Origin of the sequence: Streptosporangium sp. NBC_01639 (genome assembly GCF_045209755.1) — a bacterium.
In the GTDB taxonomy this organism is placed as follows: domain Bacteria; phylum Actinomycetota; class Actinomycetes; order Streptosporangiales; family Streptosporangiaceae; genus Streptosporangium.
This window is the reverse complement of the sequence record NZ_CP109272.1, coordinates 5,676,810-5,698,361: the sequence shown is the minus strand read 5'-3', so window position 1 is coordinate 5,698,361 and position 21,552 is coordinate 5,676,810. Positions and strand designations below refer to the sequence as shown.

The following is a 21,552-nucleotide window of genomic DNA, read 5'->3' as shown; positions in this document are numbered from 1 at the left end:
ATCGCGCCATGAGAGCTCTCGTGGTAATCGGACCCGGCGATCCGGGCGATCCCGGTTGGGCGGAGGCCCGCTCGATCGCCGAGATCGAGGAGCTCGTCCGTGCCGGGCGCACCGTCGCGGTCACGCCCGCCGCGCTCGCCGGAGACGGCGGGGAGGCCGCGGAGCTCGCCGTGGCGTCCGTCTGCGCCTGGGCCGGTGCCCGGGTCTTCCGCACCGACCGCCCCGGCCAGGTAAGGCAGGCGGTCGAGATGACCGAGTCCCTGGCCGGGCGACGCCCGCCCAGGCTAACCCGCCGTGGCCTCGCCTAGCTCCTCGGCGTTGGGCACCAGGTGCGGGGCCCTCTTCTCCAGGTGCCGGAACGCGTCCTCGACCGTGGTGGTCCAGGAGATCGCGTCGAAGACGTTCGGCCGGGTGAAACCGGCCTCGTGCATGTTCTCGACCAGGGTCTTCAGCGGGGTGTAGACGCCCCACGGATCCAGGAGCACCAGCGGCTTGTCGTGCAGGCCGAGCGTTCGCGCCGTCCAGATCTCGAACAGCTCCTCCAACGTCCCGATCCCGCCGGGCAGGACCAGGAAGGCGTCGGAGCGGGCGTCCATGAGGCCCTTGCGCTCACGCATGTCGGCGGCGACGACCAGCTCGTCGGACTCCTCGTCGGCGACCTCGATGTCCACCAGCGCCTGCGGGATCACCCCGATGGTCCGCCCTCCGCCCGCGCGTGTCGCCCGGGCCACCGCCCCCATGCAGGAGACCTTGGCCCCACCGCTGACCAGCGTGTGCCCGCGCCTTGCCAGCTCGGCGCCGACCTCCTCGGCCAGCCTCAGATACTTCTGGTCGATCTTCTGACTTGATGCCAGGAATACACATATGAACACCGGCAAACCCTATTGTGCGTCCGCCACCGCGCCACGGGCCGCCCTCCGCTCCTTCCCGGCCTGCCCCGATCTGTCCCGGTCCGCGTCGGTGATGATGCGCACGGCCTCGTCCACGTCGTCGGTGACATGGATGAGGTTCAGGTCCGGTGGGGAGATCTTGCCGCTGGACACCAGGGTGTTCTTGATCCAGTCGAGCAGCCCTCCCCAGAACTCCGTGCCCACCAGCACGACGGGGAAGGAGGTGACCTTGCGCGTCTGGACCAGGGTCAGCGCCTCGAACAGCTCGTCCATCGTGCCGAAGCCGCCCGGCAGCGCGACGAACCCGCAGGCGTACTTCACGAACATGGTCTTGCGGACGAAGAAGTAGCGGAACTCTATGCCGAGGTCCACGTATTCGTTCATGTGCTGCTCGAAGGGGAGCTCGATGCCCAGGCCGACGGAGACCCCGCCCGCCTCACGGGCACCCCTGTTGGCCGCCTCCATGCAACCCGGCCCGCCACCGGTGATCACGGCATAGCCCGCCGCGGAGAGTTTCCGGCCGAGTTGGATGCCCATTTCGTATTCGGGGGTGCCCTCGGGGGTGCGCGCGGACCCGAAAACGGTCACCGCCTGGGGCAGTTCGGCGAGCTGACCGAAGCCCTCCACGAACTCCGCCTGGATGCGCATCACCCGCCACGGATCCATGTGCAGCCAGTCGGCGGGGCCTCTGCGATCAAGAAGCCGCTGGTCATGGGTGGATTCGGAGACGAGGTCGCCGCGGACCACGGCACCTCCCTGACGGCGTTCCGGACGTGTCTTCTTCATGCCGTCACGCTAGCGCCGACTTTGGAAAAATCTTGGAAAATCTCCCGCAAAACACGGAACCGGATTTCGAGGAGCCCGCGTCTAACTGCCGAGGGTGCTGCTCGGGACTGAAAGTGGCTTTCCCCGCCAAATGGCCGGCGAGGAAAGCCACTTTCATTTGTGCCCGCTCTTCGGCGGCATCGCCCGGATCAGCCCAGCCAGTCCAGCATTCTGCGCTCGCAGTCGGCGATCTTCTCCAGTGAGACGTACTCCCCCTGTTGATGCGCGAGGTTGGGGTCGCCCGGGCCGTAGTTCACGGCCGGAATGCCGAGGCCGGAGAACAGCGACACATCGGTCCAGCCGAGTTTGGCCCTGGGCGTGCCGCCGACGGCCCGGGCGAAGGCCGCCGCCACCGGATGGGTCAGGCCGGGCCGCGCGGCGGCGGCCCCGTCGGTGAAGCGGACGTCGAACCCGTCGAACACCTCGCTCACGTGCGTCTGGGCGGCCTCCAGCGACAGGTCGGGGGCGAAGCGGTAGTTGACGGTCACCACGCACTCGTCGGGGATCACGTTGCCCGCCACGCCCCCGGCGATCGCCACCGCGTTCAGGCCCTCGTGGTACTCCAGTCCGTCCACCACCGGCTGCCTGGCCTGGTAGGCGTCCAGGATCGCGAGCACCGGCCGGGCCGCGTGGACGGCGTTGACCCCGAGCCAGGACCTGGCACTGTGCGCGCGCTTGCCCCGGGTGGTGATCTGGGCGCGGAGCGTGCCCTGGCAGCCGCCTTCGATGACGCCGTCGGTGGGCTCCATGAGCACCGCGAAGTCACCCGCGAGCAGCGCGGGGTGCCTGCGGCTGAGCCGGAGCAGGCCGTTGCGCTCGACCTCGATCTCCTCGCAGTCGTAGAAGACGTAGGTCACGTCCCGGCTCGGCGCCCGGAGCGCGGCGGCCAGCTTCAGCGCGACCGCCACGCCGGCCTTCATGTCCGAGGTGCCGCAGCCGTACAGCAGGCCGTCCTCGACCCGGCTGGGCAGGTTGCCGGCCACCGGGACGGTGTCGAGGTGACCGGCGATCACCACCCGCTCGCCGCGGCCGAGTCCGGTGCGGGCGAGGACGGCCTCACCGTCCCGGTGCACGCTCAGATGCGCCAGCGGCCGCAGCGCCTCCTCCACCATGTCGGCCAGGGCCTTCTCGCCGCCGCTGACCGACTCGACGTCCACGATCCGCGCGGTGAGCGCCCCGACGTCCTGTGTGAGATCCAGACGCGTACTCATGCCCGCGACCCTATCTCCGGCGGGTGGCCGGGCTCCCCGCTCCCCCTGCCGAGCGCGGAGAGGGGACTCCCGTTCACCGCTCCGGCGGGTGGCCGGACTTCCCCGCGGAGCTCGGGAGACGGCGGCGGAGACCGGCGGCTCCGGGCCGGGGTTCCATCGAGAATCCCTGGCGATTCCCGCCCTGCCCCGGACCGGTAGGTTCTTCAGGGTGCGACGGCGTTTCTCCAAAGGGACCATCGCGATCCTCGTGATCGTGACCGTGCTCGCGGTGGCCATCACCGTGGGTGTCTTCACCCTGCTCAACAGGGTCACGCCGTTCACCGGGACAGCGGAGGGCTGCAAGATCACCATCCCGGCCGACTCCCTGGACCTGGAGATCGAGCAGGCTCAGGTGGCCGCGGCCATCGCGGCGGTGGCCGCCCGCCGGAAGCTGCCCGAGCGGGCCGTCGTGATCGCCTACGCCACCGGCATCCAGGAGTCCAAGCTGCTCAATCTGCCCTTCGGCGACCGCGACTCGGTCGGGGTGTTCCAGCAGCGCCCCTCCCAGGGCTGGGGCACCCCCAAGCAGCTGATCGACCCGGTCTACGCCGCGGGGAAGTTCTTCTCCGCGCTGGTGAAGGTGAAGAACTACCGCAAGCTGCCACTTCACGTGGCGGCCCAGCGGGTGCAGCGCTCGGCCGACGGATCGGCCTACGCCCAGCACGAGGACGAGGCCAAGACCCTGGCCGCGGCCTTCACCGGACGGGTGCCCAAGGCCGTGCACTGCTGGTTCCCGGCTCCCACGGGCACGACTCCGCTGCCCGGCACCGCCGGGGCGAGGCAGGAGCTGGCCCGCGCGCTCGGCTCCGGGACCACGCTCAACGTCACCTCCCGCAAGCAGGGCTGGCTGATGTCGTCCTGGACGGTCGTCCACGCCCGGGAGTTCGGGCTGCGCCGGGTCGGCTACAGCGGCCAGTCCTGGACGTCGGCGGCCGGCGAGGACGGATGGCAGGCCGACCCCCGGGCCTCGGCGAGCCGCATCGACATCTCCTAGTCCTTCTTCTCGATCCTGATGGAGCCCGGGGGCAGCGACTGGGCGTAGGAGGAGGTCCAGGGCTGCCCCTGGAGCCGCTCGAAGGAGAGCAGGCGGCCGTCGGCGGCCCGGTAGTCGGCGAAGTCGAGCAGTCCCCGCTCGGGCATCGAGGTGACCCCCTCTGCGCGGAAGGCCGCGGTGCCGCGGTCCACCGGGAAGAACCCGACTCCCTCGACGCTCAGTGTGGTCTTGGCCGGGATCATGCCCTGGGTGGGCACCGGCGTCCAGAGGAGCACCTCAAGGTGGGACGGGTCACCCGGGTTCGGGCCGGGACGCGTCTCGATCGACAGCCACTGGTAGCGGCGGGTGCCGTCGTCGAGGAGGTACTCCGTCCAGTCGTTGCCCTGCCACGACAGGTACATGGCGCCCAGGACACGGGTCCGCACGCTCTGGCAGTAGATCGTGTCGCCCACCTTGATCGTGCGGGGGTCGGGGTAGTCGATGCCGACATGGCCCGCGCTCAGTGGGGGCGGCGGCTGAGCCACCTCGGCCGGTGGGAGGGGGATATCGCCGAGCTGCCCGGGGCTGCGCTGTTTCCTGTCCTGGCGGGTGGTCGCGTACAACGCGCCAAGCAGCAGGACGAGGGTCACTACGCCCAGTCCGAGTATCGCGGCGACCGCAGGGGTCATGGCGCGCGATCTTACTGGAGGCGGCGGACCGCCGCACTGATGCGTTCGTCACTCGCGGTCATGGCGATCCGGATGTACTCCCCACCGGCTTTTCCGTAGAAGTCGCCCGGCGCGACCAGGATGCCCCGGCGGGCGAGCCCCTGCACCTGCGTCCAGCAGTCCGTGCCGTCGGTGGCCCACAGGTACAGGCCCGCGGTGGAGTGTTCGATCTCCCAGCCGGCCGCCTCCAGGGCGGGGCGCAGCGCGGCCCTGCGGGCGGCGTACCGGGCACGCTGCTCCTCGGCGTGCCCGTCGTCGTCCAGCGCCACGGCCATCGCCGCCTGGACGGGTGCCGGCACGATCATGCCCGCGTGCTTGCGAACCTCCAGCAGCCGCTGGATCAGCACCGGGTCGCCCGCGACGAATCCGGCCCGGTAACCGGCGAGGTTGGAGCGCTTGGACAGCGAGTGCACGGCCAGCAGGCCCTCGTGCGAACCGCCGCACACGTCCGGGTGCAGGACCGAGACCGGCTGCTCCTCCCAGCCCAGCTCGATGTAGCACTCGTCGGAGGCCACGATCGCGCCGCGCTCGCGCGCCCACGAGACGACCTTGCGCAGATGCTCGGCGGGCAGGACCTTCCCGGTGGGGTTGGACGGGGAGTTCACCCAGACCAGCGGCACCTGCTCGGGCCCGAGCGCCAGCAGTCCGTCCGTGGCGTACGGCTGGGCGCCCGCGAGCCGGGCCCCGACGTCGTAGGTGGGGTAGGCGAGCTCGGGGAAGATCACCCGCTGACCGGAGCCGATGCCGAGGAGGGTCGGCAGCCAGGCCACGAACTCCTTGGAACCGATCAACGGCAGCACGTTCGCCGGGTCCAGGTCCACGCCGTGCCTGCGCCGCAGCCAACCGGCCGCCGCGCCGCGGAGGCGCTCGGTGCCGTAGGTGAGCGGGTAGCCGGGGCTGTCGGAGGCGTCCGCCAGTGCCTGCCGTACGACGGGCGGCACCGGGTCGACGGGGGTGCCGACGGAAAGGTCGACGATCCCGTCGGGATGCGACTGCGCCAGCTCCTTATACGGCGTGAGCCGATCCCATGGAAAGTCCGGCAGGCCGATCACAGCTCTCCCCGCTGACATGTCCCCGCCCGCGCCGAGAGGGGAAGACGACTTCTGGGTGGATCCGGGCGGGCAGGGGCGACTCCCTTGCGGCCCGCGCCGGTGGTCGACGACCGCCGGCCGATCCGGCCGGGCAGGGACGGCTCAGTGTGCCCCGCCTTGCCCGGCCGGCACCGCTAGTGGCTCTCGGCCTGCGGAGGCAGGGCCGAGACGACCGGGTGGTCCTTCTGGATCTTGCCGACCTTGGAGGCGCCGCCGGGCGACCCCAGGTCCTCGAAGAAGTCCACGTTGGCCTTGTAGTAGTCCTTCCACTGCTCGGGAAGGTCGTCTTCGTAGAAGATCGCTTCAACGGGGCAGACCGGTTCGCACGCACCGCAGTCCACGCACTCGTCGGGGTGGATGTAGAGCATGCGCTCGCCCTCGTAGATGCAATCGACGGGGCACTCCTCGATGCACGCCTTGTCCAGGACGTCCACGCAAGGCTGCGCGATGACGTAGGTCACCTCGGGCTCCTTCTTCTTTACGCACCTAGGGCACGACTTCGACCGCGGGTTGCTACGCCCTAGTATTGCCGTGCCCGCCAAATGTCTGAAACGGGAGGGGGCAAAAGACAGTGACCCCAGGCTTCGGTGCTCGCCTCAATGTCACCATAACCCCTTCTGACGTGGGCAAAAGAGTTACCACACGGCGACGGGTCCCAGAAGGGTTTCGCGACGCCGTGGGACGACTGGAATTCTGGCGGGACGGTCTGCTCGGGGTGCGCAAGCGTGACGGCACCCTGGTCGAGATCCCCCAGGCCACGCTCGCGGCGGCGAAGGTCGTCCCGGGCTGACCCGCCTGCTCACGCCACCGCCCTGCCGGGCGTAAGCCGTTCACCAAGAAAGGCCGCGCCTCCTCGACCCGCCTAACCGTCACGTAGAGTATTGAACGCGTGACCGTACGCATCAGTGCCGCCGCCGCCGTGATCCTCACCGCCACGATCGCCGGATGTGGCGCGCCGGCTACCGAGAACAGACAACTTCCGCCGGTCAAGCCCGGAGCCGCCTCCCTGCAGGAGGGGTTCTCGACGATGGAACGCCTCATCGAGACGGCTCGCAAGGAGGGCGCGCTCACCGTGATCGCGCTGCCGCGCGACTGGGTGAACTACGGCGAGATCATCGACACCTTCTCCGAAGAGTACGGAATCAAGGTCGAGCAACTCGAACCGGACGCGAGCAGCCGGCAGGAGATCGAGTCCGCGGCCCGGCTCAAGCCCGACGTGTTCGATCTGAGCCTGGAGGTCGCGGTGGCCAACGCCGCCTCCTTCGCCCCGTACAAGGTGCAGAACTGGCAGGACATCCCCGACAACCTCAAGGACTACCCCGGTCGCTGGTACGCCGGTTACGGGGGCTACATGTCCATCGGCTACGACCCGCGCAAGGTCGCGGCCCCGACCTCCTACGGCGACCTGCTCAAGCCCGGCTACAGCGTCTCGCTGCCCGGCGACCCGCGGCAGACCGCCGCGGCCTTCAACGGCGTGATGGCGGCGTCGCTCAGCGGCGGCAAGGCCGAGGCGAAGCGGGGCGTGGAGTTCTTCGACCGCCTGAAGAAGGCGGGCAACCTCGCGGCGTCGGCGCAGTCCGCCACGGTCGTCCTCGACTGGGACTACCAGAACGCCGAGCGGGCGGGCTGGAAGGTCGCCATCCCGGGCCGGACCGTGCTGAGTTCCTACTACGTCCAGGCCATCAACAAGAACGCCCCGCATCCGGCCGCCGCCCGGCTGTGGCAGGAGTTCCTGTTCTCCGACAAGGGGCAGAACCTGTTCCTCAAGGGCCACGCCCGCCCGGCCCGGATGGAGGCCCTGCAGATGCGCGGCACCCTGGACAAGGGCCTCGCCGCCGGGCTGCCCGCCACGAACGCCAGGCCCGTGATGCTGACCATTCCGGAGACCGACGCCGCCAAGGCCTACCTCCAGCGCGAATGGAGCAGGAAGGTCGGATAGAACTGAGGCTGCTGAGACTGATATGTCGCGACATCTCGGAGGCTCTAAAGTGTCTGAAGAGCACCGATAAGAGGCCGTGGCGTCTCAGAATGTGAGCTGATCGTCATGCGATACGACGCCCCCGGCCTGACGAGGTGGAACGCTCACGCCTACGACAGCGGCTTCGGATACGTCTCGGCGCACGGAGCACCCCTGGTCGACCTGCTCGACCCCCAGCCGGGGGAGCGCGTCGTGGACCTCGGCTGCGGCACCGGGATGCTGACCGCCGAGATCGTCTCCCGGGGAGCCCGCGTCCTGGGGATAGACGGTTCCGCGGCCATGATCGAGAAAGCTCGGGCACAGCACCCCGGGCTGGACTTCATCGTGGGTGACGGCCGCGACTTCACGGTCGCCCAGCCGTACGACGCGGTCTTCTCCAACGCGGCGCTGCACTGGATGGGCCGCGATCCGGACGCGGTGATAGCCAGGGTGCGCGAGGCGCTGACACCCGGCGGGCGGTTCGTGGCCGAGATGGGCGGCGCGGGCAACTGCGCCGCGCTCACGGCGGCGCTGTCCACCGCGTGGCGGGAACACGGACTACGCGAACCCGACCTGCCGTGGTACTTCCCGACCCCGGCCGAGTACGCCACGCGGCTGGAGAAGGGCGGATTCGTCGTCCGGCTGCTGGAGTACTTCGACCGGCCCACTCCCCTTGACGAATGCCCCAACGGGGCGGCGGACTGGGTGCGGATGTTCGCCGGGTCGCTGCTCCGGGAAGTGCCCGCAGACCTGGTCGAACCCCTGCTGAGACGGGTGAACGAGCTGGCCGCGCCGGCACTCCGCCGGGAGACCGGATGGATGGCCGACTACGTGCGGCTCCGGTTCGCGGCCGTACGCCGCTGACCAGACCCGATGCGCCGGGGCGATTTGCCAGACTAGGGTCTGTTCCACAAGTCTCGTTCCCCGGCGACATGGAGCGACTCAGGCGGCTTGAGGGGCTGGTGAAGGGGTAGCGATGAACTTCTGTCTGAGTGACCTCGTGCCGCCGCTGCGCTGGAGCGACGCGGCCGCGATCCCACTCCTGCGCGACCGGCCGGACCTCCCGGACGCCTGGTGGCGCAGTCTGCCGATGGCCCGGCTGCTCGCCGTGCTGAGCCCCGAGGAGCTGGCCGAGATCCTGACCCGGATCGCCATGGAGCACTGGCCGGCCGCCGCCGTGGGCGACGTGCTCCCCGCCCTCTACGTCCTGGATCCCGACGAGGCCGACGAACCCTGTACGGCCATCGCCCTCGACCGCACCGGCTCCTGGGCCGGCCTGCTCTCCCTCACCGGCCACGAACTGCGGGACCAGCCGTTCATCCAGCCGTTCCCCGTGCTGAACGTCCTGTTCGCCGCGGTCTTCCACCGGGTGGCCCACCTCGCCCCCGGCGCCGGTCTCCCCGCGGCCGCCGCCGGCTCCGGGTTTCCGGCCGGCCGGCCGGAGGCGGCCCCCGATGTCGTGCCTCCGGCCGCCGCGGAGGACGTGGCGGCGCCGCACCGGGCCGCATGGACGGCCGCCGAGGACGAGCCCGCGGCGGCCTGGGGCGGCGGCGCCGCGGACCGGCCGCCGGCGAACCGGGACGACTCCGTCGAGGCCTGGGGGGAGGCCGTCGCGGGGGACGGTGCCGGGCTTTCGGCCCCCGCCCCGGAAACCGGACCCGAGGCCGGCCCCGAGCCCGCACCCGGTTCCGGACCCGGAATCGCACCCGGGCTCGCAGCCGCACCCGTACCCGGGTCCGAGGACGACCGGGACGGCAGAGCCCCGTCCGCTCCGGCCGCACCGGAGAACGGACCCATGGCGGTGCCCGCCGCCGAGGAGCCGGCGCACGCCGCGGACGGCGAGGAGCGACGACCGGCGGCGAGCCTGCACGCGCTGCTGGACGGCGTTTTCGCCGATCTGGAGGACAAGAGCTGGGCCGTCGCGCAGAACAGGCTGTTCAGCGACGAACCGGCGACCGTGGAGGCGCTGGCCAAGCTCTTCGCGGTGACCCCCGACGTGATCCAGGACGTCGAGGACGATCTCCGCCGGCGGTTCGGGGCGTGGCTCGCCTCGCCGGAGGCGGCCCCGTACCGGGCGCACCTGGCCGAGATGAGGAAGGTCCTCGGCAAGGCGGCGCCCAAGGCCCGGCTGGTCGCGGCGGCCGACTGGCACGGTCGCGAACTCCACTCCCTCGACGTCCCCGCCTGGCAGGTCGTGCTGGCCGACCTCCCGGAGTACCACCTGGTCGACGAGTGGCTGGTGGAAGGCGACATCGTCGAGCTGCGCCACCACACCCGTGACGTGATCAGCGGCGCCAAGCCCCCACTGACCATGACCAAGGCCCTCGCCCTGGTCACCTCCCTCGGCATCCACCCCGAGGTCTCGAAGGAGTGGCTGGAGAACGTGCCCCAGCTCCGCATCCTGGGCGCCGGCCAGCGGGCGAACGGCGCGGCGACCAAGGCCCGGCCCAAGCCGAAGGCCGCCGAACGGCCCGAAAGGGCGGAGAGAGCCACCGACGGCGCCTCCGGCGGAGGAACCGAGGGCGGGCCAGGAAAGGCCCCGTACCGCCCTCTCAAGGACGTCTCGCTGACCCGGCGCTGCTTCCGGCAGCCGGACGGCCGGTGGTGGCTCCGGATCGACATCACCTCCGAGCACATCGAGGGCTCCGAGTGCCCGTTGCCCAGCGGGTTCGCCGCCTACCTCGGTATGGAGCCCGGCGACAGCCGTACGGTCAACAGCGCGGTGGGCGAGCTCATCCTGAACTGGCAGGAGCGGCCCGTCGTGGAGTCGCTCCGGACGCTCCTTTCCGACGTGGGCGCCAAGCAGGGGAGCCATCTGTTCCTGACCCTGTCCGACGAAGGGGTTCTCCGTGCCAGACACCTGCCGGCCGCGGGCAAGGGGGTCGAACCGACCGCGCACGCCCTGCGGCTGGTCGGCTACACCGCGCCAGGCGGCACCCCCGAGCAGGCCGCCCGGGTCATCGCCACGCGGGTCGGCATGGCAGGCCCGGTGAGCCCGCCCGACCTCCTCGTCCGGCTACGAGAACGCGGGGACCGCGATCTGCTGTCCCTGCTGGCCTAGCCGATGCCAAGGCTCGCGATCTCCCCGGAGTTCCCCATGGAACTCGGCACCCTGGACCAGCCGGTGCGCCGTGACGTCGTCGTCTCGGTTCGCCGGTTCATGCAGAACGTCGCGGGCGCACCGCCCCCGGAGCGGGTCCGGGGGGCCAGGGACCCCCGGATCGCCACCCTCAGGCTGGCCGACCGCCACCGCGGCGTCGTGGTCCGGCAGCGGGACGTCTACTGGCTGCTGACCGTGTTGCCGGACGCGGAGGCGTGGGCCTACGCGCAGCGGTACCGGTTCAGCGTCAACACGGCGCTGGGCGTCGTCGAGATGTGGGACGCCCTCGCACTGGAGCGGGTGGAGCCCTCGGTGCGCAGGGCGGCCGAGGCCTCCTCCGCGCGACTGTTCGCCGACACCTGCGACACCGACATGGCGGAGCTGGGCGTCGGCAGGAGGTTCCTGCCGCTGGTCCGGCAGATCACCGACGAGATGACGCTGGAGGCGCTGGAGCCGCTGCTGCCCCCGACCCAGTACGCGCCGCTGGTCGCACTGGCCAGAGGCGAGTCGATGGCCGGGGCCTGGCGGGAGCTGGACGCCTGCCGCGCGGTCGCCGCGACCCGGGAGCCGGTCGATCCCGAGGACTTCGCCGCCGCGCTGCTGCGCAGCCCGGACCGCGCCTTCTTCGTGGGCAGCCCGCGTGAGCTGAACCACGTGCTCGACGCGCCCGACTGGTGCCTGTTCCTGCACCCCGCGCAGCACCGGCTGGCCCGTTGGGAGTCCTACGAGCAGCCGATCCTGGTCACCGGCGGCGCGGGCACCGGCAAGACCCTCATCGCCCTTCACCGGTCGGCGTTCCTGGCGAAGCGCGCCACCGGCCGGGTCCTGCTCGTCACCTTCTCCCAGGGGCTGAGCACCGACCTCGCCGCCCGGCTCGACCTGCTGATCGAGGACGAGGCGGCGCGCAAGCGGGTCGAGGTCGGCAACGTCGACCGGCTGGCCCAGCGGATCGTCGCCGAGGCCGAGGGGCGTCCCCCCACACTGGTCGGCGCCGCCGAGCTGACCACGCTCTGGCAGGAGACGGAGAGCGACCACAGCCCGGCGTTCCTGCTGCGCGAGTGGGAACAGGTGGTGCTGGCGCAGAACCTCACGACCCTTGAGGAGTATCTGGGCGCCCCGCGTCCCGGCCGCGGCGTCGAGCTCACCGGCCCGGAGCGGACCGTGATCTGGCGGGCCGTCGAGCACGTCACCGGGCAGTTGCGCGAGCGCGGCAAGCGCACCCTGCTCCAGTTGGCGTCCGAGGCGGCCGCGCTGCTGGGCCAGACGACCGGGGACCTGCTGGAGGAGACGGCACCGGCGCAGGAGCCGTACCGGCACATCGTGGTGGACGAGGCGCAGGACCTGCACCCCGCGCAGTGGCGGCTGCTGCGCGCGGCCGTGCCGCACGCCCGCGACGACCTGTTCATCGTGGGCGACCCGCACCAGCGCATCTTCGACGCGCGGGTGGCGCTGTACTCCGTCGGGATCGAGGCGGTCCAGCGGCGGCTTCAGGTGTCGTACCGGCTCCCCCAGGAGATCCTCTCCTGGGGCGTCCGGCTGCGCGGCGGCGGACCCGCGGACGGACTGGTCGACGGGGCCCAGGAGCTGTACGGCTTCCGCGCCGTCCGGCACGGGCACCGGCCGATGGTCCGAGCTTACGATTCACCGGAGGAAGAACTGACCGGTCTGGTCACACAAGTGAGACAGTGGGTGGAGGAAGGCGTGCCGCCGCAGGAGATCGGGGTGGCCGCCAGGACCGCCGGCCTCGTGCGCGACGCCAGGTCCGCCCTGCGCGAGCTGGGGGTGAGAGTGACGACGTTGCACGGTATGAAAGGGCTGGAGTTCCGGCGGGTCGCCGTGTTCGGCGTGGCCGACGGCATCGTGCCACCCCCGGAATCCCTCACTCCCGCCGGCGAGGATCCCTCGGCCCGGGCACATGACCTCCAGCGCGAGCGCGGCCTGCTCTACGTGGCCTGCACCCGTGCCGGTGAGCTGCTCTACGTCTCCTACTCCGGGCGCGCCAGTCCGTTCCTCCCCACCTGATCACATACTCTGAACTGCGGATATATTCCCCTTTGCCGGTTGGACCTCAATGAACCTCAGCCTGAGCGACATCGTGCCACCCCTGCGCTGGACCTCTCCCGGCCAGGTGGCGCCGATCGCAACCGACCCCCGTCTCTCCGAGGCGTGGTGGCAGGCGCTTCCGCTCGACCGGGCCTGCTCCGCCATCGGGACCTCGGAGGTCGCCGGACATCTCGCCGATCTCGCCCTGGCGTGCTGGGGACATCTGATGCTCGGCGACATCCTGCCCCTGCTCAGGTTCGCCGATCCGGCTTCGAGCGTCCGCACGCCCGAGGGTCTCGGCCGCGAAGGAGTGCACAAGCTGTTCACCGTCGTGCTGGAACGGCTGCTCGAACCCGTCACCGAGGAGAGCGTCGCCCAGGTGCGGCCCTCCCGGCCGGACCGGCCGCTACCCGAGCTGATCGACGAGGTCTTCGCCGCCCTGGACGAGCGGCAGCGCACCATCGCCAGGGACCGCCTCTACGCCTCCCAGCGGGCCACGCTCGACGACCTGGCACAGCGGTTCTCGGTGACCAGGGAGCGCATCCGGCAGATCGAGCGTGACCTGCGCGACCATGTCGAGGCCTGGCTGGCGAGTGAGGACGCCGCACCGCTGATCGCCCACGTGTCCTGGCTGCGGGGCCGGCTCGGCTCCGCCGTACCGGCCGACGACCTGGCCGCGGCGGTGCCCTGGCACCGCACCGACATGACCGTGCTGGGCATCCCGGCCTGGCGGTTCGTGCGGACCCTGCTGACCGGATACGACCAGGTGGACGGCTGGCTGGTCGCGGGCGGCACCGACGAGCTGCGGGAGAAGACCCGGCAGCTGTTCACCGACGGGCCGCGCCCCCTGGAGGAGGCTGTCACGCTGGTCAGCCAGCTCGGCATCCGCGAGGACGTGGCCGAGCGGTGGCTCATCTCGGTGCCGCAGCTCCGGGTCTTCGAGGGGCACGTGGTGCCGTGGCCGCGCAGCGTCAACGACAAGACCGAGGCCGTGCTCGCGGTGGCCGGGCAGGCCCTGACGCCCGAGGAGATCCAGGAGCGCATCGGCGAGGACTACAGCCTCGTCGGCATCCGCAACCAGCTCACCGCCGACGACCGGTTCCTCCGGCTGGACCGGAACAAGTACGGGCTGTCCCGCTGGGGCGGCGAGCAGTACCTGGGCATCAGGGAGATGATCGCCCGGGAGATCGACCGATCCAACGGTGAGGCGTCGGTCAACACGATCGTGACGAACCTGACCGCGCGCTACGACGTGAGCGAGAGCTCGGTCCGCGCCTACGCGGGCGGGCCCGGCTTCGAGCGGACCCAGCGCGGATGGATCCGGGTGGCCGGGACCGAGCAGGCCGACTACCAGCCGCGCCGCGACGTCTCGGCGACACGCCGCTGCTTTCGCAGCCGCGACGGACGCTGGTGGCACCGGGTGGACATCAACGCCGAGCACCTCCGCGGGTCGGGCTCTCCGCTGCCGACCGGCTTCGCCGCGCACCTGGGCATGGCCCCCGGCGGTCAGCTGACCGCCGCCACCCCGTCGGGCGACGTGGTGATCAGCTGGCACAACCAGCCGACCATGGGCTCCATCCGCCCGATCCTGGTGGCGGCCAACGCCTCCGAAGGTGACCACGTCTTCCTGACGGTCTCCGACGGCGGCGAGCTCCTGACCCGCTACCTGCCCGCCTCGTCCCCGACTCTTCCGGCGCTGAACCGGGCCCTCTACCTGATCGGCTACACCGCCCCGGTCGCCTCCGAGGCCGAGGGGATCCGTCTGATCGGCGCCCGGATCGGCCTCGCCGACGGCTGCACCCGCGAGGAGGTCATCGCCCGGCTGCGCGACCGCGGCGACCGCGAGATCCTCGCTTTCCTGGAGGGTTCCGCGGGCTGAGAATAGGCTCGACGCATGTTGCGGCTGTATGACACGCGGAATCGCCAGGTCGAACCGGTCCTCCCCGAGGGGGCCCGGTCGATGCGGATGTACACCTGCGGTCCCACCGTCTATCGATATGCCCATATCGGAAATTTCAGGACATATATCCTTTCTGATCTGATCAGGCGGGTCAGCGAGCGCCGGCGGATCCGGGTGATCGCCTGCCGGAACATCACCGACGTCGGGCACCTGGTGGACGACGCCGAGATCGACCCGGAGGGTGCGGACAAGGTCCTGACCCAGGCCAGGGCCGAGGGACGGACCGGGCTGGAGATCGCGCGGTTCTACGAGGCGGCCTTCCTGTCCGACTCCGCCGTGCTGAACATCCGGCCACCCGAGCACTCCCCCCGGGCCACCGAGACGATCGACCTGATGATCGAGATGATCGCGAAGCTGATCGAGAAGGGGCACGCCTACCCGACCCCCGACGGATCCGTCTTCTTCGACGCGGCCTCCTTCCCGACCTACGGCGAGCTCTCCGGCAACCGGCTCGACCGGCTCAGGCCCGGCCACCGCGTGGCGGGCGTCGACCCCCGCAAGCGGTTCCACGCCGACTGGGCGCTGTGGAAGCCCGCGGATCGCGAGATGACCTGGGACACCCCCTGGGGCCGAGGCTTCCCCGGCTGGCACATCGAGTGCTCGGCCATGTCCCTGCGGTTCCTCGGCGAGCACATCGACCTGCACACCGGCGGGATCGACCTGCGCTTCCCGCACCACGAGGACGAGCGCGCCCAGTCCGACTCCGCCGCCGGGCACGAGGTGGTCAGGCACTGGGTCCACGGTGAGCACCTGCTCTTCGACGGGCGCAAGATGGCCAAGTCCACCGGCAACATGGTCCTGCTCGGCGACGTGGCGGACGCGGGCCTGGATCCGCTGGCCGTACGGCTGGCCCTGCTGGAGCACCGCCACCGCCAGCAGATGAACCTCACCTGGGACACGCTCCGCGCCGCCGACAAGACCCTGCGGCGCTGGCGCTCCCGCGTCGCCGGCTGGTCGGAGTCGCCGAGCGGCCCGATGCCCGCCGAGCGGGTCGCGGCGATCGAGGCCGCCTTCGACGACGACCTCGACACCCCGATGGCCCTGCGCCTGCTGCGCGAGCTGGAACGCGACGACGCGATCGCCCCCGGATCCCGCTTCGAGGCCTTCCTGCACCTGGACCAGGTCCTCGGCCTGGACCTGTCGATCGACATCGGCAGGAGCAGGAGCCTGCCGCCAGGCGCCGCCGAGCTGCTCCGGCAGCGGGACCGGGCACGCGACGCCCGCGACTGGGCCGCCTCCGACCGCCTCCGCGACGAGCTCGCCGCTCTGGGGGTGAAGATCGCCGACACCCCAGAAGGCCAGACCTGGGCGTGGTGACGGGCTATGCGGCGCCCGGACTCAGCAGTGGCCCACGGACGGGCTCGTGAAAACCTGATGCCTGTACGAGTCTCCCGGCACCACGATGTAGCCGCTGGCCGCCACGCACTTGCCGACGCCGTTGACCCTCACCGGCCCGGCGTAGTACAGGAAGGTGCCGGTGTCACCGTCGAAGTCGATGGAGTCGCAATAGGCCTCGCCCTTGCTGCTCAGCGGGCACGAGGCGATGCCGACGGACATCACCTTGCTCTTCCCCCACGTCGTCCCGGAGGACTGTAGTTCGGCGCAGTTGTTGGTGCCGTCCCAGTAGACGTTGAGCCAGGCCAGCGTGGTGCCGGCGCTGTTCTTCGCCGCCCGGGACTCGACCCGCGTACCCGAGCAACCCGAGGCGGCGGCAGAGGCCTGTGGGCTCAGCGTCACGGCGGATGCGGATATCAGACCGAGACTCATGGCGAGGGCGGCCACCGGCCGGGCGATCGTACGTAGGTAAGCATGGAAAAGTCCTTCTATATGGTCATCTGGTGCTCCGGATCACCTTAGGCAGAGCCGCTCGCAAGGATCACACCACCCCCAGGATCCCGCGGTGGGCCGTCGGCCGATCCGAACGCCCGTGCCCCGACCTCGGCGGACCGGTGAGTCTCGGACGATCCCGGACGACGACCCCGCGACGGGCCTGCCGACGACGCGCCGAATATGACGTCTCCAGCAGGGAATGGTCATGTTTCCGCAGGTCGTGGTAGCAGATCACGGCTAATGTCGGTGGCGGCCGGTAGCGTCCCGATCATGAGTGAGACTGGCGTTGTCGTACGGCCTGCCACGGTTGCGGACCTGGAAGGAGTCGTGGCCTGCAGTTCCGCGCTGTTCGCCGAGGACGCCGGGCTCCGTGACCCCACGGTGAACGTCGCCTGGCCCGCGGAGCGCGGTATGGCCCAGTTCCGGGACGCGCTCGGCGACCCCTACCGCCTGGTGATGGTCGCCGAGGACGCCGGCCTGATCATCGGTCACCTGACCGGCACGCTGTCCGGGCCCACCCCGATGCGGCCGGTCAAGGTGGCCACGCTGGGCAGCGTCTACGTACAGCCCGCGCACCGGGGGCAGAAGATCGGCGCCGGCCTGGTGGAGGAGTTCCGGGCCTGGGCCCGCCACCACGGGGCGCAGTACGCCGGGGTGACGTCGTACGCGAGCAACGAGGCCGCGGTGCGCTTCTACGAGCGCAACGGCTTCGCCATGCGGTCCGTGGTCCTGGAGACCGTGCTCTGACGTCCGCTCCTGCCCGGGGGACGGCGGCGACCGCCGTGCCCGGATGACCGGCGTCCCGCCTTCCCTCAGACGAGGGCGTGCGGGCTGACGACGATGCCGTCCTCGTCGCTGTAGAGCCACGCGCCGGGGACGAAGGTGACCTCGCCGAAGGTCACGGGGACGTCGAGGTCACCGGCGCCTTCCTTGGCGCTCTTGCGCGGGTTGGCACCCAGCGCCTTGATGCCCAGATCCAGTCCGCCGAGGGCCACGGTGTCGCGGACGGCTCCGTTGACCACGACGCCGGCCCAGCCGGATGAGACGGCGGAGGCGGCGATCAGGTCGCCCATCAGAGCGGTGCGCAGCGAACCCGCGCCGTCCACCACGAGCACGCGGCCCGCACCCGGCGTGGCCAGGACCTGCTTGACCAGGGCGTTGTCCTCCCGGCAGCGGATGGTCGCGATCGGCCCGGCGAAGCGGGCGCGCAGGCCGTATGCGCGGAACTGTGTCAGGCAGCTGTCGAGGACGTCGCCGTGGGCGTCGACAAGATCGGCGGTGGTGAACTCCATATGTCGCATTCTGACGGAGCGCGAACGGCCTTTCCCCTCCGAGGTGCTGCCAAACTTGTCGGAGCGCGTCGCATAGGAGGTCTTTGTGAGGTTCCGGCCGTATGCCTGGATGCCCAGGCCGCTCAAGTGGATCGCCCGGACGTTCACCGTCCTCGTGGTGCTTGCGGTGGTCCTCGCCGGGGTGGGTGTGTGGACGGTACGCGCCTCTTTTCCGCAGCTCTCGGGCGAGCTCAAAGTGAACGGCTTAAAAGGAAAAGTCACCGTATATCGCGATGAGTCGGGTATCCCGCATATCTATGCGGACTCCGCCGACGACCTGTTCCTCGCCCAGGGTTACGTGCACGCACAGGACCGGTTCTTCGAAATGGACTTCCGCCGGCACGTGACGGCCGGGCGGCTGTCGGAGATGTTCGGCTCGGCGACGCTCACCGAGGACAAGGTCATCCGGACCATGGGATGGCGCAAGGTGGCCGAGGCGGAGCTGCCGCTGCTCGGCGAGCAGACCCGGCGCTATCTGGACGCCTACGCCAAGGGCGTGAACTCCTGGATGGGCCAGCACAAGGGCTTCACCGCCAAGAGCCTGGAGTACGCGGTCCTCAAGCTCACCAACTTCGGCTACACGCCCGAGCCGTGGACCCCGGTGGACTCGCTCGCCTGGCTCAAGGCCATGGCCTGGGACCTGCGCTCCAACATGTCGGACGAGATCGGCCGGGCGCTCGCGGCGAGCAGGTTGCCCCGCGAGCGGGTCGAGCAGCTCTGGCCCGGCTACCCCTTCGACACCCACCAGCCGATCGTCACCAAGGGCTCGGTCGCCCGCGCCCGGTTCGACCAGGACCTCGAACCGGGCGACGACACCGGGCCGGGCACCGGCACCACGCGGCCGGACACGGCCGCGCTGACCCGGGCGTCCGAGGCCATGCGGGCGGTGCCGAGTCTGATGGGCGACCCCAAGGGGGGCAACGGCATCGGCTCGAACTCCTGGGTGGTCGGCGGCAGGAACACCACGTCGGGCAAGCCGCTGCTCGCCAACGACCCGCACCTGTCGGCCGGTATGCCCTCGGTCTGGTACCAGGCCGGACTGCACTGCCGTACCAAGAGCGCCCAGTGCCCGTTCGACGTCACCGGGTTCACCTTCTCCGGCGTGCCCGGGGTGGTCATCGGCCACAACGACGCGATCGCCTGGGGCTTCACCAACCTCGGCCCCGACGTCGCGGACCTGTATCTGGAGCGGGTGAAGGACGACTCCTACTCCTTCATGGGCGCCTGGAAGCCGCTCACCGTCAGGACCGAGACGATCAAGGTGGCCGGCGGCGACCCGGTCCGCCTCAAGGTCCGGGAGACCATGCACGGCCCGATCCTCTCCGACGTCATGGAGGATGTGAAGGACACGCTGCCCGGTACGGCCACGGCCTTCCGGGAACAGGCCGACGCGGTCGCGCTGAAGTGGACGGCCCTGGAGCCCGGCAGGACCGCCGACGCGATCTTCGCGCTCGACGCCGCGCAGGACTGGCAGCAGTTCCGGCTGGCCGCGAGCAAGTTCGACGTGCCCGCCCAGAACCTGATCTACGCCGACACCAAGGGCAACATCGGCTACCAGGCGCCGGGCCGAATCCCGGTGCGGTCCCGGGGCGACGGCACCTGGCCGGTACCGGGCTGGACCGGGGAGTACTCCTGGAAGTCCACCATCCCCTTCGACGAGCTGCCCAGCGTCTACAACCCGCCCGAGGGCTACATCGTGACCGCCAACAACGCGGTCATCGACCCCGGGCGCTACCCGCACCTGCTCACCAAGGACTGGGCGTACGGCTACCGCTCCCAGCGCATCCTGGAACGCGTCCAGAGCGCGCTGAAGGACGGCAAGGTGGACGCCGCGGCGATGAGCGCGATCCAGCAGGACACCCAGAACGGCTTCGCCCGGTCCCTGGTGCCCAAGCTGACGGACCTGAAGGTGGTCGGGCCCACCCGGGACGCCCGTGAGCTGCTCCGCGGCTGGGACTACTCGCAGGGCGCGGGGTCGAGCCCGGCGACGTACTTCAACTCCGTCTGGCGGCACCTGCTCATCGAGACCTTCAACGACGACCTGCCGGAGGGCGCCTGGCCGACCGGTGGCGACCGCTGGTTCGAGGTGGTCCGCGTCATGCTCGACAGCGCCGACGACCCGTTCTGGGACGATTCGCGGACCGAGGCGAAGGAGACCAGGGACGACATGCTGAGGCGGGCCATGGCCATGGCCTACGACGAGCTGAGCGCCCGCCTCGGCCCGGACCCCAAGTCCTGGCACTGGGGGGACCTCCATTCGCTGACGCTCACCAACCAGACCTTCGGCACCTCCGGGATCGCCCCGATCGAGTGGCTGTTCAACCGGGGCCCGTTCCCGGTGGGCGGCAGCGACGACGCGGTCAACGCCGCGGGCTGGGACGTCCAGAAGGACTACACGGTGGGCTGGCTGCCGTCCATGCGGATGGTCGTCGACCTGGCGGATCTGGACAGGTCCCAGTGGATCAACCTGACCGGCGCGTCGGGCCACGCCTTCCACGACAACTACGCCGACCAGGCCCCGCTGTGGGTGGACGGCAGGACCATTCCGATGCTCGCCGAGGAGGAGTCGGTGCGGAAGGCGGCCAGGAACACCCTGACCCTCAGACCCTGAGAACGCGGGACTCGCCGACGGCGAGGTCCCACAGGTCCGCGCGGGCCCGGCCGGATTCCGTCCAGGCCGCGCGGGCCCGCTCCACCGGCGCGAGCAGCCGCTCGCTCGACAGCACGAACGTGCCCCAGTGCATGGTCGCCATCCGCCGGGCCCCGACGTCGCCACACGCCCGTACGGCCTCCTCCGGGTCGACGTGCGAGACCTTCGTGAACCAGCGGGGATCGAACCCTCCGACCGGCATCAGCGCCAGGTCGACGCCGCCGGGATAGCGTTCCCCGATCCGGGCGAAGCGCTCGCCGTATCCGGAGTCCCCGGCGAAGTAGATCGTCTGCTCGCCGTCCCTGATCACCCAGCCGCCCCACAGGGACCTGCAGGTGTCCCGGACCGAGCGGCGGCTCCAGTGGTGGGCGGGCACGAAGTCGAAGGCGACCTCGCCGATCCTGGCGCTCTCCCACCAGTCGAGCTCGGTGACGTCGCGGAACCGCCTGCGGGTGAACCAGGACTTCAGGCCGGCCGGGACGAAGATCGGTGTCGTCCTGGGCAGCCGCCGCACGGTCGGCGCGTCCAGGTGGTCGTAGTGGTTGTGGCTGATCACCACGGCGTCCACCCGGGGCAGGTCCGCCCACGCGACGCCGGGCGGGGTGAGCCGCTGCCGGACGCCCGGGATCCTTCTCGCCCACACCGGATCGGTGAGCACCGTCAGCCCGCCGATCTGCAGGATGTAGGTCGCGTGGCCCACCCAGGTGACGACGGCCTCGGTCCCGGTCACCAGGGGCAGCCCGTCCCGATGGACCGGGATCTGGTCCGCGTCCCCGATGTCGGGCCGGAAGCCGCCGTGCCACGCCACCGACATGAGTTCGTGGAACACCGGGGGCGGGGACGTCAGCCGGTCCCGGAAATCGCGTGGCCAGGTCCGGTCGGGCATGCGTGGCGAGGTTGTGGGCTGGACTGTCTGCGCCATGA

The 21,552-nt window shown here is 70.7% G+C and carries 19 protein-coding genes; 10 read left to right on the top strand and 9 right to left on the bottom strand.

Features of this window, described 5'->3' with window-relative positions:
- The first annotated feature begins 8 nt into the window (after positions 1-8).
- The gene (locus OHA77_RS26095; protein ID WP_406312098.1) at positions 9-308 is read left to right on the top strand and encodes a hypothetical protein; all 300 of its coding nucleotides are present in this window, start codon (positions 9-11) and stop codon (positions 306-308) included.
- Here OHA77_RS26095 and OHA77_RS26090 read toward each other — a convergent pair.
- From OHA77_RS26090 to dapE, 3 genes are all read right to left on the bottom strand, one after another.
- Positions 285-872, bottom strand: coding sequence for a TIGR00730 family Rossman fold protein (locus OHA77_RS26090; RefSeq protein ID WP_406312096.1), 588 nt, complete (start codon positions 870-872; stop codon positions 285-287). The two genes, OHA77_RS26095 and OHA77_RS26090, sit on opposite strands and share 24 nt — an antisense overlap.
- Positions 873-881: 9 nt before the next feature.
- Positions 882-1,676, bottom strand: coding sequence for a TIGR00730 family Rossman fold protein (locus OHA77_RS26085; RefSeq protein ID WP_406312095.1), 795 nt, complete (start codon positions 1,674-1,676; stop codon positions 882-884).
- Between the two features lie 188 nt (positions 1,677-1,864).
- Positions 1,865-2,926: a succinyl-diaminopimelate desuccinylase gene (gene dapE, locus OHA77_RS26080; protein ID WP_406312094.1), complete on the bottom strand. Its 1,062-nt coding sequence runs from the start codon at positions 2,924-2,926 to the stop codon at positions 1,865-1,867.
- 208 nt (positions 2,927-3,134) lie between these two features.
- Here dapE and OHA77_RS26075 point away from each other — a divergent pair, with 208 nt between their 5' ends.
- Positions 3,135-3,959, top strand: a complete 825-nt coding sequence (locus OHA77_RS26075) for a hypothetical protein (RefSeq protein ID WP_406312093.1) — start codon at positions 3,135-3,137, stop codon at positions 3,957-3,959.
- Here OHA77_RS26075 and OHA77_RS26070 read toward each other — a convergent pair.
- The 3 genes from OHA77_RS26070 to fdxA form a co-directional block, all read right to left on the bottom strand.
- A complete protein-coding gene (locus OHA77_RS26070; protein WP_406312092.1) occupies positions 3,956-4,627 on the bottom strand; it encodes a DUF4178 domain-containing protein in 672 nt (223 codons plus the stop codon). The genes OHA77_RS26075 and OHA77_RS26070 overlap by 4 nt on opposite strands.
- An 11-nt stretch (positions 4,628-4,638) precedes the next feature.
- Positions 4,639-5,736: a succinyldiaminopimelate transaminase gene (gene dapC, locus OHA77_RS26065; protein ID WP_406312090.1), complete on the bottom strand. Its 1,098-nt coding sequence runs from the start codon at positions 5,734-5,736 to the stop codon at positions 4,639-4,641.
- A 155-nt stretch (positions 5,737-5,891) separates the two neighbouring features.
- Positions 5,892-6,218: a ferredoxin gene (fdxA, locus tag OHA77_RS26060; RefSeq protein ID WP_326825598.1), complete on the bottom strand. Its 327-nt coding sequence runs from the start codon at positions 6,216-6,218 to the stop codon at positions 5,892-5,894.
- A gap of 428 nt (positions 6,219-6,646) precedes the next feature.
- Between fdxA and OHA77_RS26055 the strand changes: the two genes are divergently transcribed.
- The 6 genes from OHA77_RS26055 to cysS all read left to right on the top strand — a co-directional run bounded on the left by OHA77_RS26055 (position 6,647) and on the right by cysS (position 16,134).
- A complete protein-coding gene (locus OHA77_RS26055; protein ID WP_406312089.1) occupies positions 6,647-7,696 on the top strand; it encodes an ABC transporter substrate-binding protein in 1,050 nt (349 codons plus the stop codon).
- Positions 7,697-7,801: 105 nt separating this feature from the next.
- Positions 7,802-8,578, top strand: coding sequence for a class I SAM-dependent methyltransferase (locus OHA77_RS26050; protein WP_406312087.1), 777 nt, complete (start codon positions 7,802-7,804; stop codon positions 8,576-8,578).
- A gap of 112 nt (positions 8,579-8,690) precedes the next feature.
- A complete protein-coding gene (locus OHA77_RS26045) occupies positions 8,691-10,775 on the top strand; it encodes a hypothetical protein (protein WP_406312086.1) in 2,085 nt (694 codons plus the stop codon).
- Positions 10,776-10,778: 3 nt separating this feature from the next.
- Positions 10,779-12,836: a UvrD-helicase domain-containing protein gene (locus OHA77_RS26040; protein ID WP_406312085.1), complete on the top strand. Its 2,058-nt coding sequence runs from the start codon at positions 10,779-10,781 to the stop codon at positions 12,834-12,836.
- Between the two features lie 49 nt (positions 12,837-12,885).
- Complete coding sequence (locus OHA77_RS26035; RefSeq protein WP_326825603.1) at positions 12,886-14,736, top strand: sigma factor-like helix-turn-helix DNA-binding protein; 1,851 nt, start codon at positions 12,886-12,888, stop codon at positions 14,734-14,736.
- A gap of 15 nt (positions 14,737-14,751) precedes the next feature.
- The gene (cysS, locus tag OHA77_RS26030) at positions 14,752-16,134 is read left to right on the top strand and encodes a cysteine--tRNA ligase (RefSeq protein ID WP_406312084.1); all 1,383 of its coding nucleotides are present in this window, start codon (positions 14,752-14,754) and stop codon (positions 16,132-16,134) included.
- A gap of 21 nt (positions 16,135-16,155) precedes the next feature.
- On the opposite strand, the gene OHA77_RS26025 is transcribed toward cysS, so the two are convergent.
- Positions 16,156-16,554 (bottom strand): hypothetical protein, encoded by a 399-nt coding sequence (locus tag OHA77_RS26025; RefSeq protein WP_406312083.1) that lies wholly within the window; start codon positions 16,552-16,554, stop codon positions 16,156-16,158.
- 363 nt (positions 16,555-16,917) lie between these two features.
- Here OHA77_RS26025 and OHA77_RS26020 point away from each other — a divergent pair, with 363 nt between their 5' ends.
- Complete coding sequence (locus tag OHA77_RS26020) at positions 16,918-17,394, top strand: GNAT family N-acetyltransferase (protein WP_326825605.1); 477 nt, start codon at positions 16,918-16,920, stop codon at positions 17,392-17,394.
- A 65-nt stretch (positions 17,395-17,459) separates the two neighbouring features.
- On the opposite strand, the gene rraA is transcribed toward OHA77_RS26020, so the two are convergent.
- Entirely contained in the window at positions 17,460-17,939 is a 480-nt protein-coding gene (rraA, locus tag OHA77_RS26015; protein ID WP_406312082.1) for a ribonuclease E activity regulator RraA, read from the bottom strand.
- A 109-nt stretch (positions 17,940-18,048) separates the two neighbouring features.
- Here rraA and OHA77_RS26010 point away from each other — a divergent pair, with 109 nt between their 5' ends.
- Complete coding sequence (locus OHA77_RS26010) at positions 18,049-20,589, top strand: penicillin acylase family protein (RefSeq protein WP_406319875.1); 2,541 nt, start codon at positions 18,049-18,051, stop codon at positions 20,587-20,589.
- Here OHA77_RS26010 and OHA77_RS26005 read toward each other — a convergent pair.
- Positions 20,579-21,550 carry an MBL fold metallo-hydrolase gene (locus OHA77_RS26005; protein WP_406312081.1) on the bottom strand — a complete coding sequence of 324 codons (972 nt, stop codon included), beginning with the start codon at positions 21,548-21,550 and terminating at the stop codon, positions 20,579-20,581. The two genes, OHA77_RS26010 and OHA77_RS26005, sit on opposite strands and share 11 nt — an antisense overlap.
- Positions 21,551-21,552 lie beyond the last annotated feature (2 nt).

Bases quoted from the DNA above. Each gene is read 5' to 3' on its own strand.
- dapE (WP_406312094.1), bottom strand. From the start codon at position 2,926: ATGAGTACGCGTCTGGATCTCACACAGGACGTCGGGGCGCTCACCGCG.
- dapC (WP_406312090.1), bottom strand. From the start codon at position 5,736: ATGTCAGCGGGGAGAGCTGTGATCGGCCTGCCGGACTTTCCATGGGAT.
- OHA77_RS26085 (WP_406312095.1), bottom strand. From the start codon at position 1,676: ATGAAGAAGACACGTCCGGAACGCCGTCAGGGAGGTGCCGTGGTCCGC.
- OHA77_RS26020 (WP_326825605.1), top strand. From the start codon at position 16,918: ATGAGTGAGACTGGCGTTGTCGTACGGCCTGCCACGGTTGCGGACCTG.
- OHA77_RS26010 (WP_406319875.1), top strand. From the start codon at position 18,049: ATGCCCAGGCCGCTCAAGTGGATCGCCCGGACGTTCACCGTCCTCGTG.
- OHA77_RS26050 (WP_406312087.1), top strand. From the start codon at position 7,802: ATGCGATACGACGCCCCCGGCCTGACGAGGTGGAACGCTCACGCCTAC.
- OHA77_RS26005 (WP_406312081.1), bottom strand. From the start codon at position 21,550: ATGGCGCAGACAGTCCAGCCCACAACCTCGCCACGCATGCCCGACCGG.
- OHA77_RS26095 (WP_406312098.1), top strand. From the start codon at position 9: ATGAGAGCTCTCGTGGTAATCGGACCCGGCGATCCGGGCGATCCCGGT.
- OHA77_RS26070 (WP_406312092.1), bottom strand. From the start codon at position 4,627: ATGACCCCTGCGGTCGCCGCGATACTCGGACTGGGCGTAGTGACCCTC.
- OHA77_RS26040 (WP_406312085.1), top strand. From the start codon at position 10,779: ATGCCAAGGCTCGCGATCTCCCCGGAGTTCCCCATGGAACTCGGCACC.
- OHA77_RS26045 (WP_406312086.1), top strand. From the start codon at position 8,691: ATGAACTTCTGTCTGAGTGACCTCGTGCCGCCGCTGCGCTGGAGCGAC.
- cysS (WP_406312084.1), top strand. From the start codon at position 14,752: ATGTTGCGGCTGTATGACACGCGGAATCGCCAGGTCGAACCGGTCCTC.
- rraA (WP_406312082.1), bottom strand. From the start codon at position 17,939: ATGGAGTTCACCACCGCCGATCTTGTCGACGCCCACGGCGACGTCCTC.
- OHA77_RS26035 (WP_326825603.1), top strand. From the start codon at position 12,886: ATGAACCTCAGCCTGAGCGACATCGTGCCACCCCTGCGCTGGACCTCT.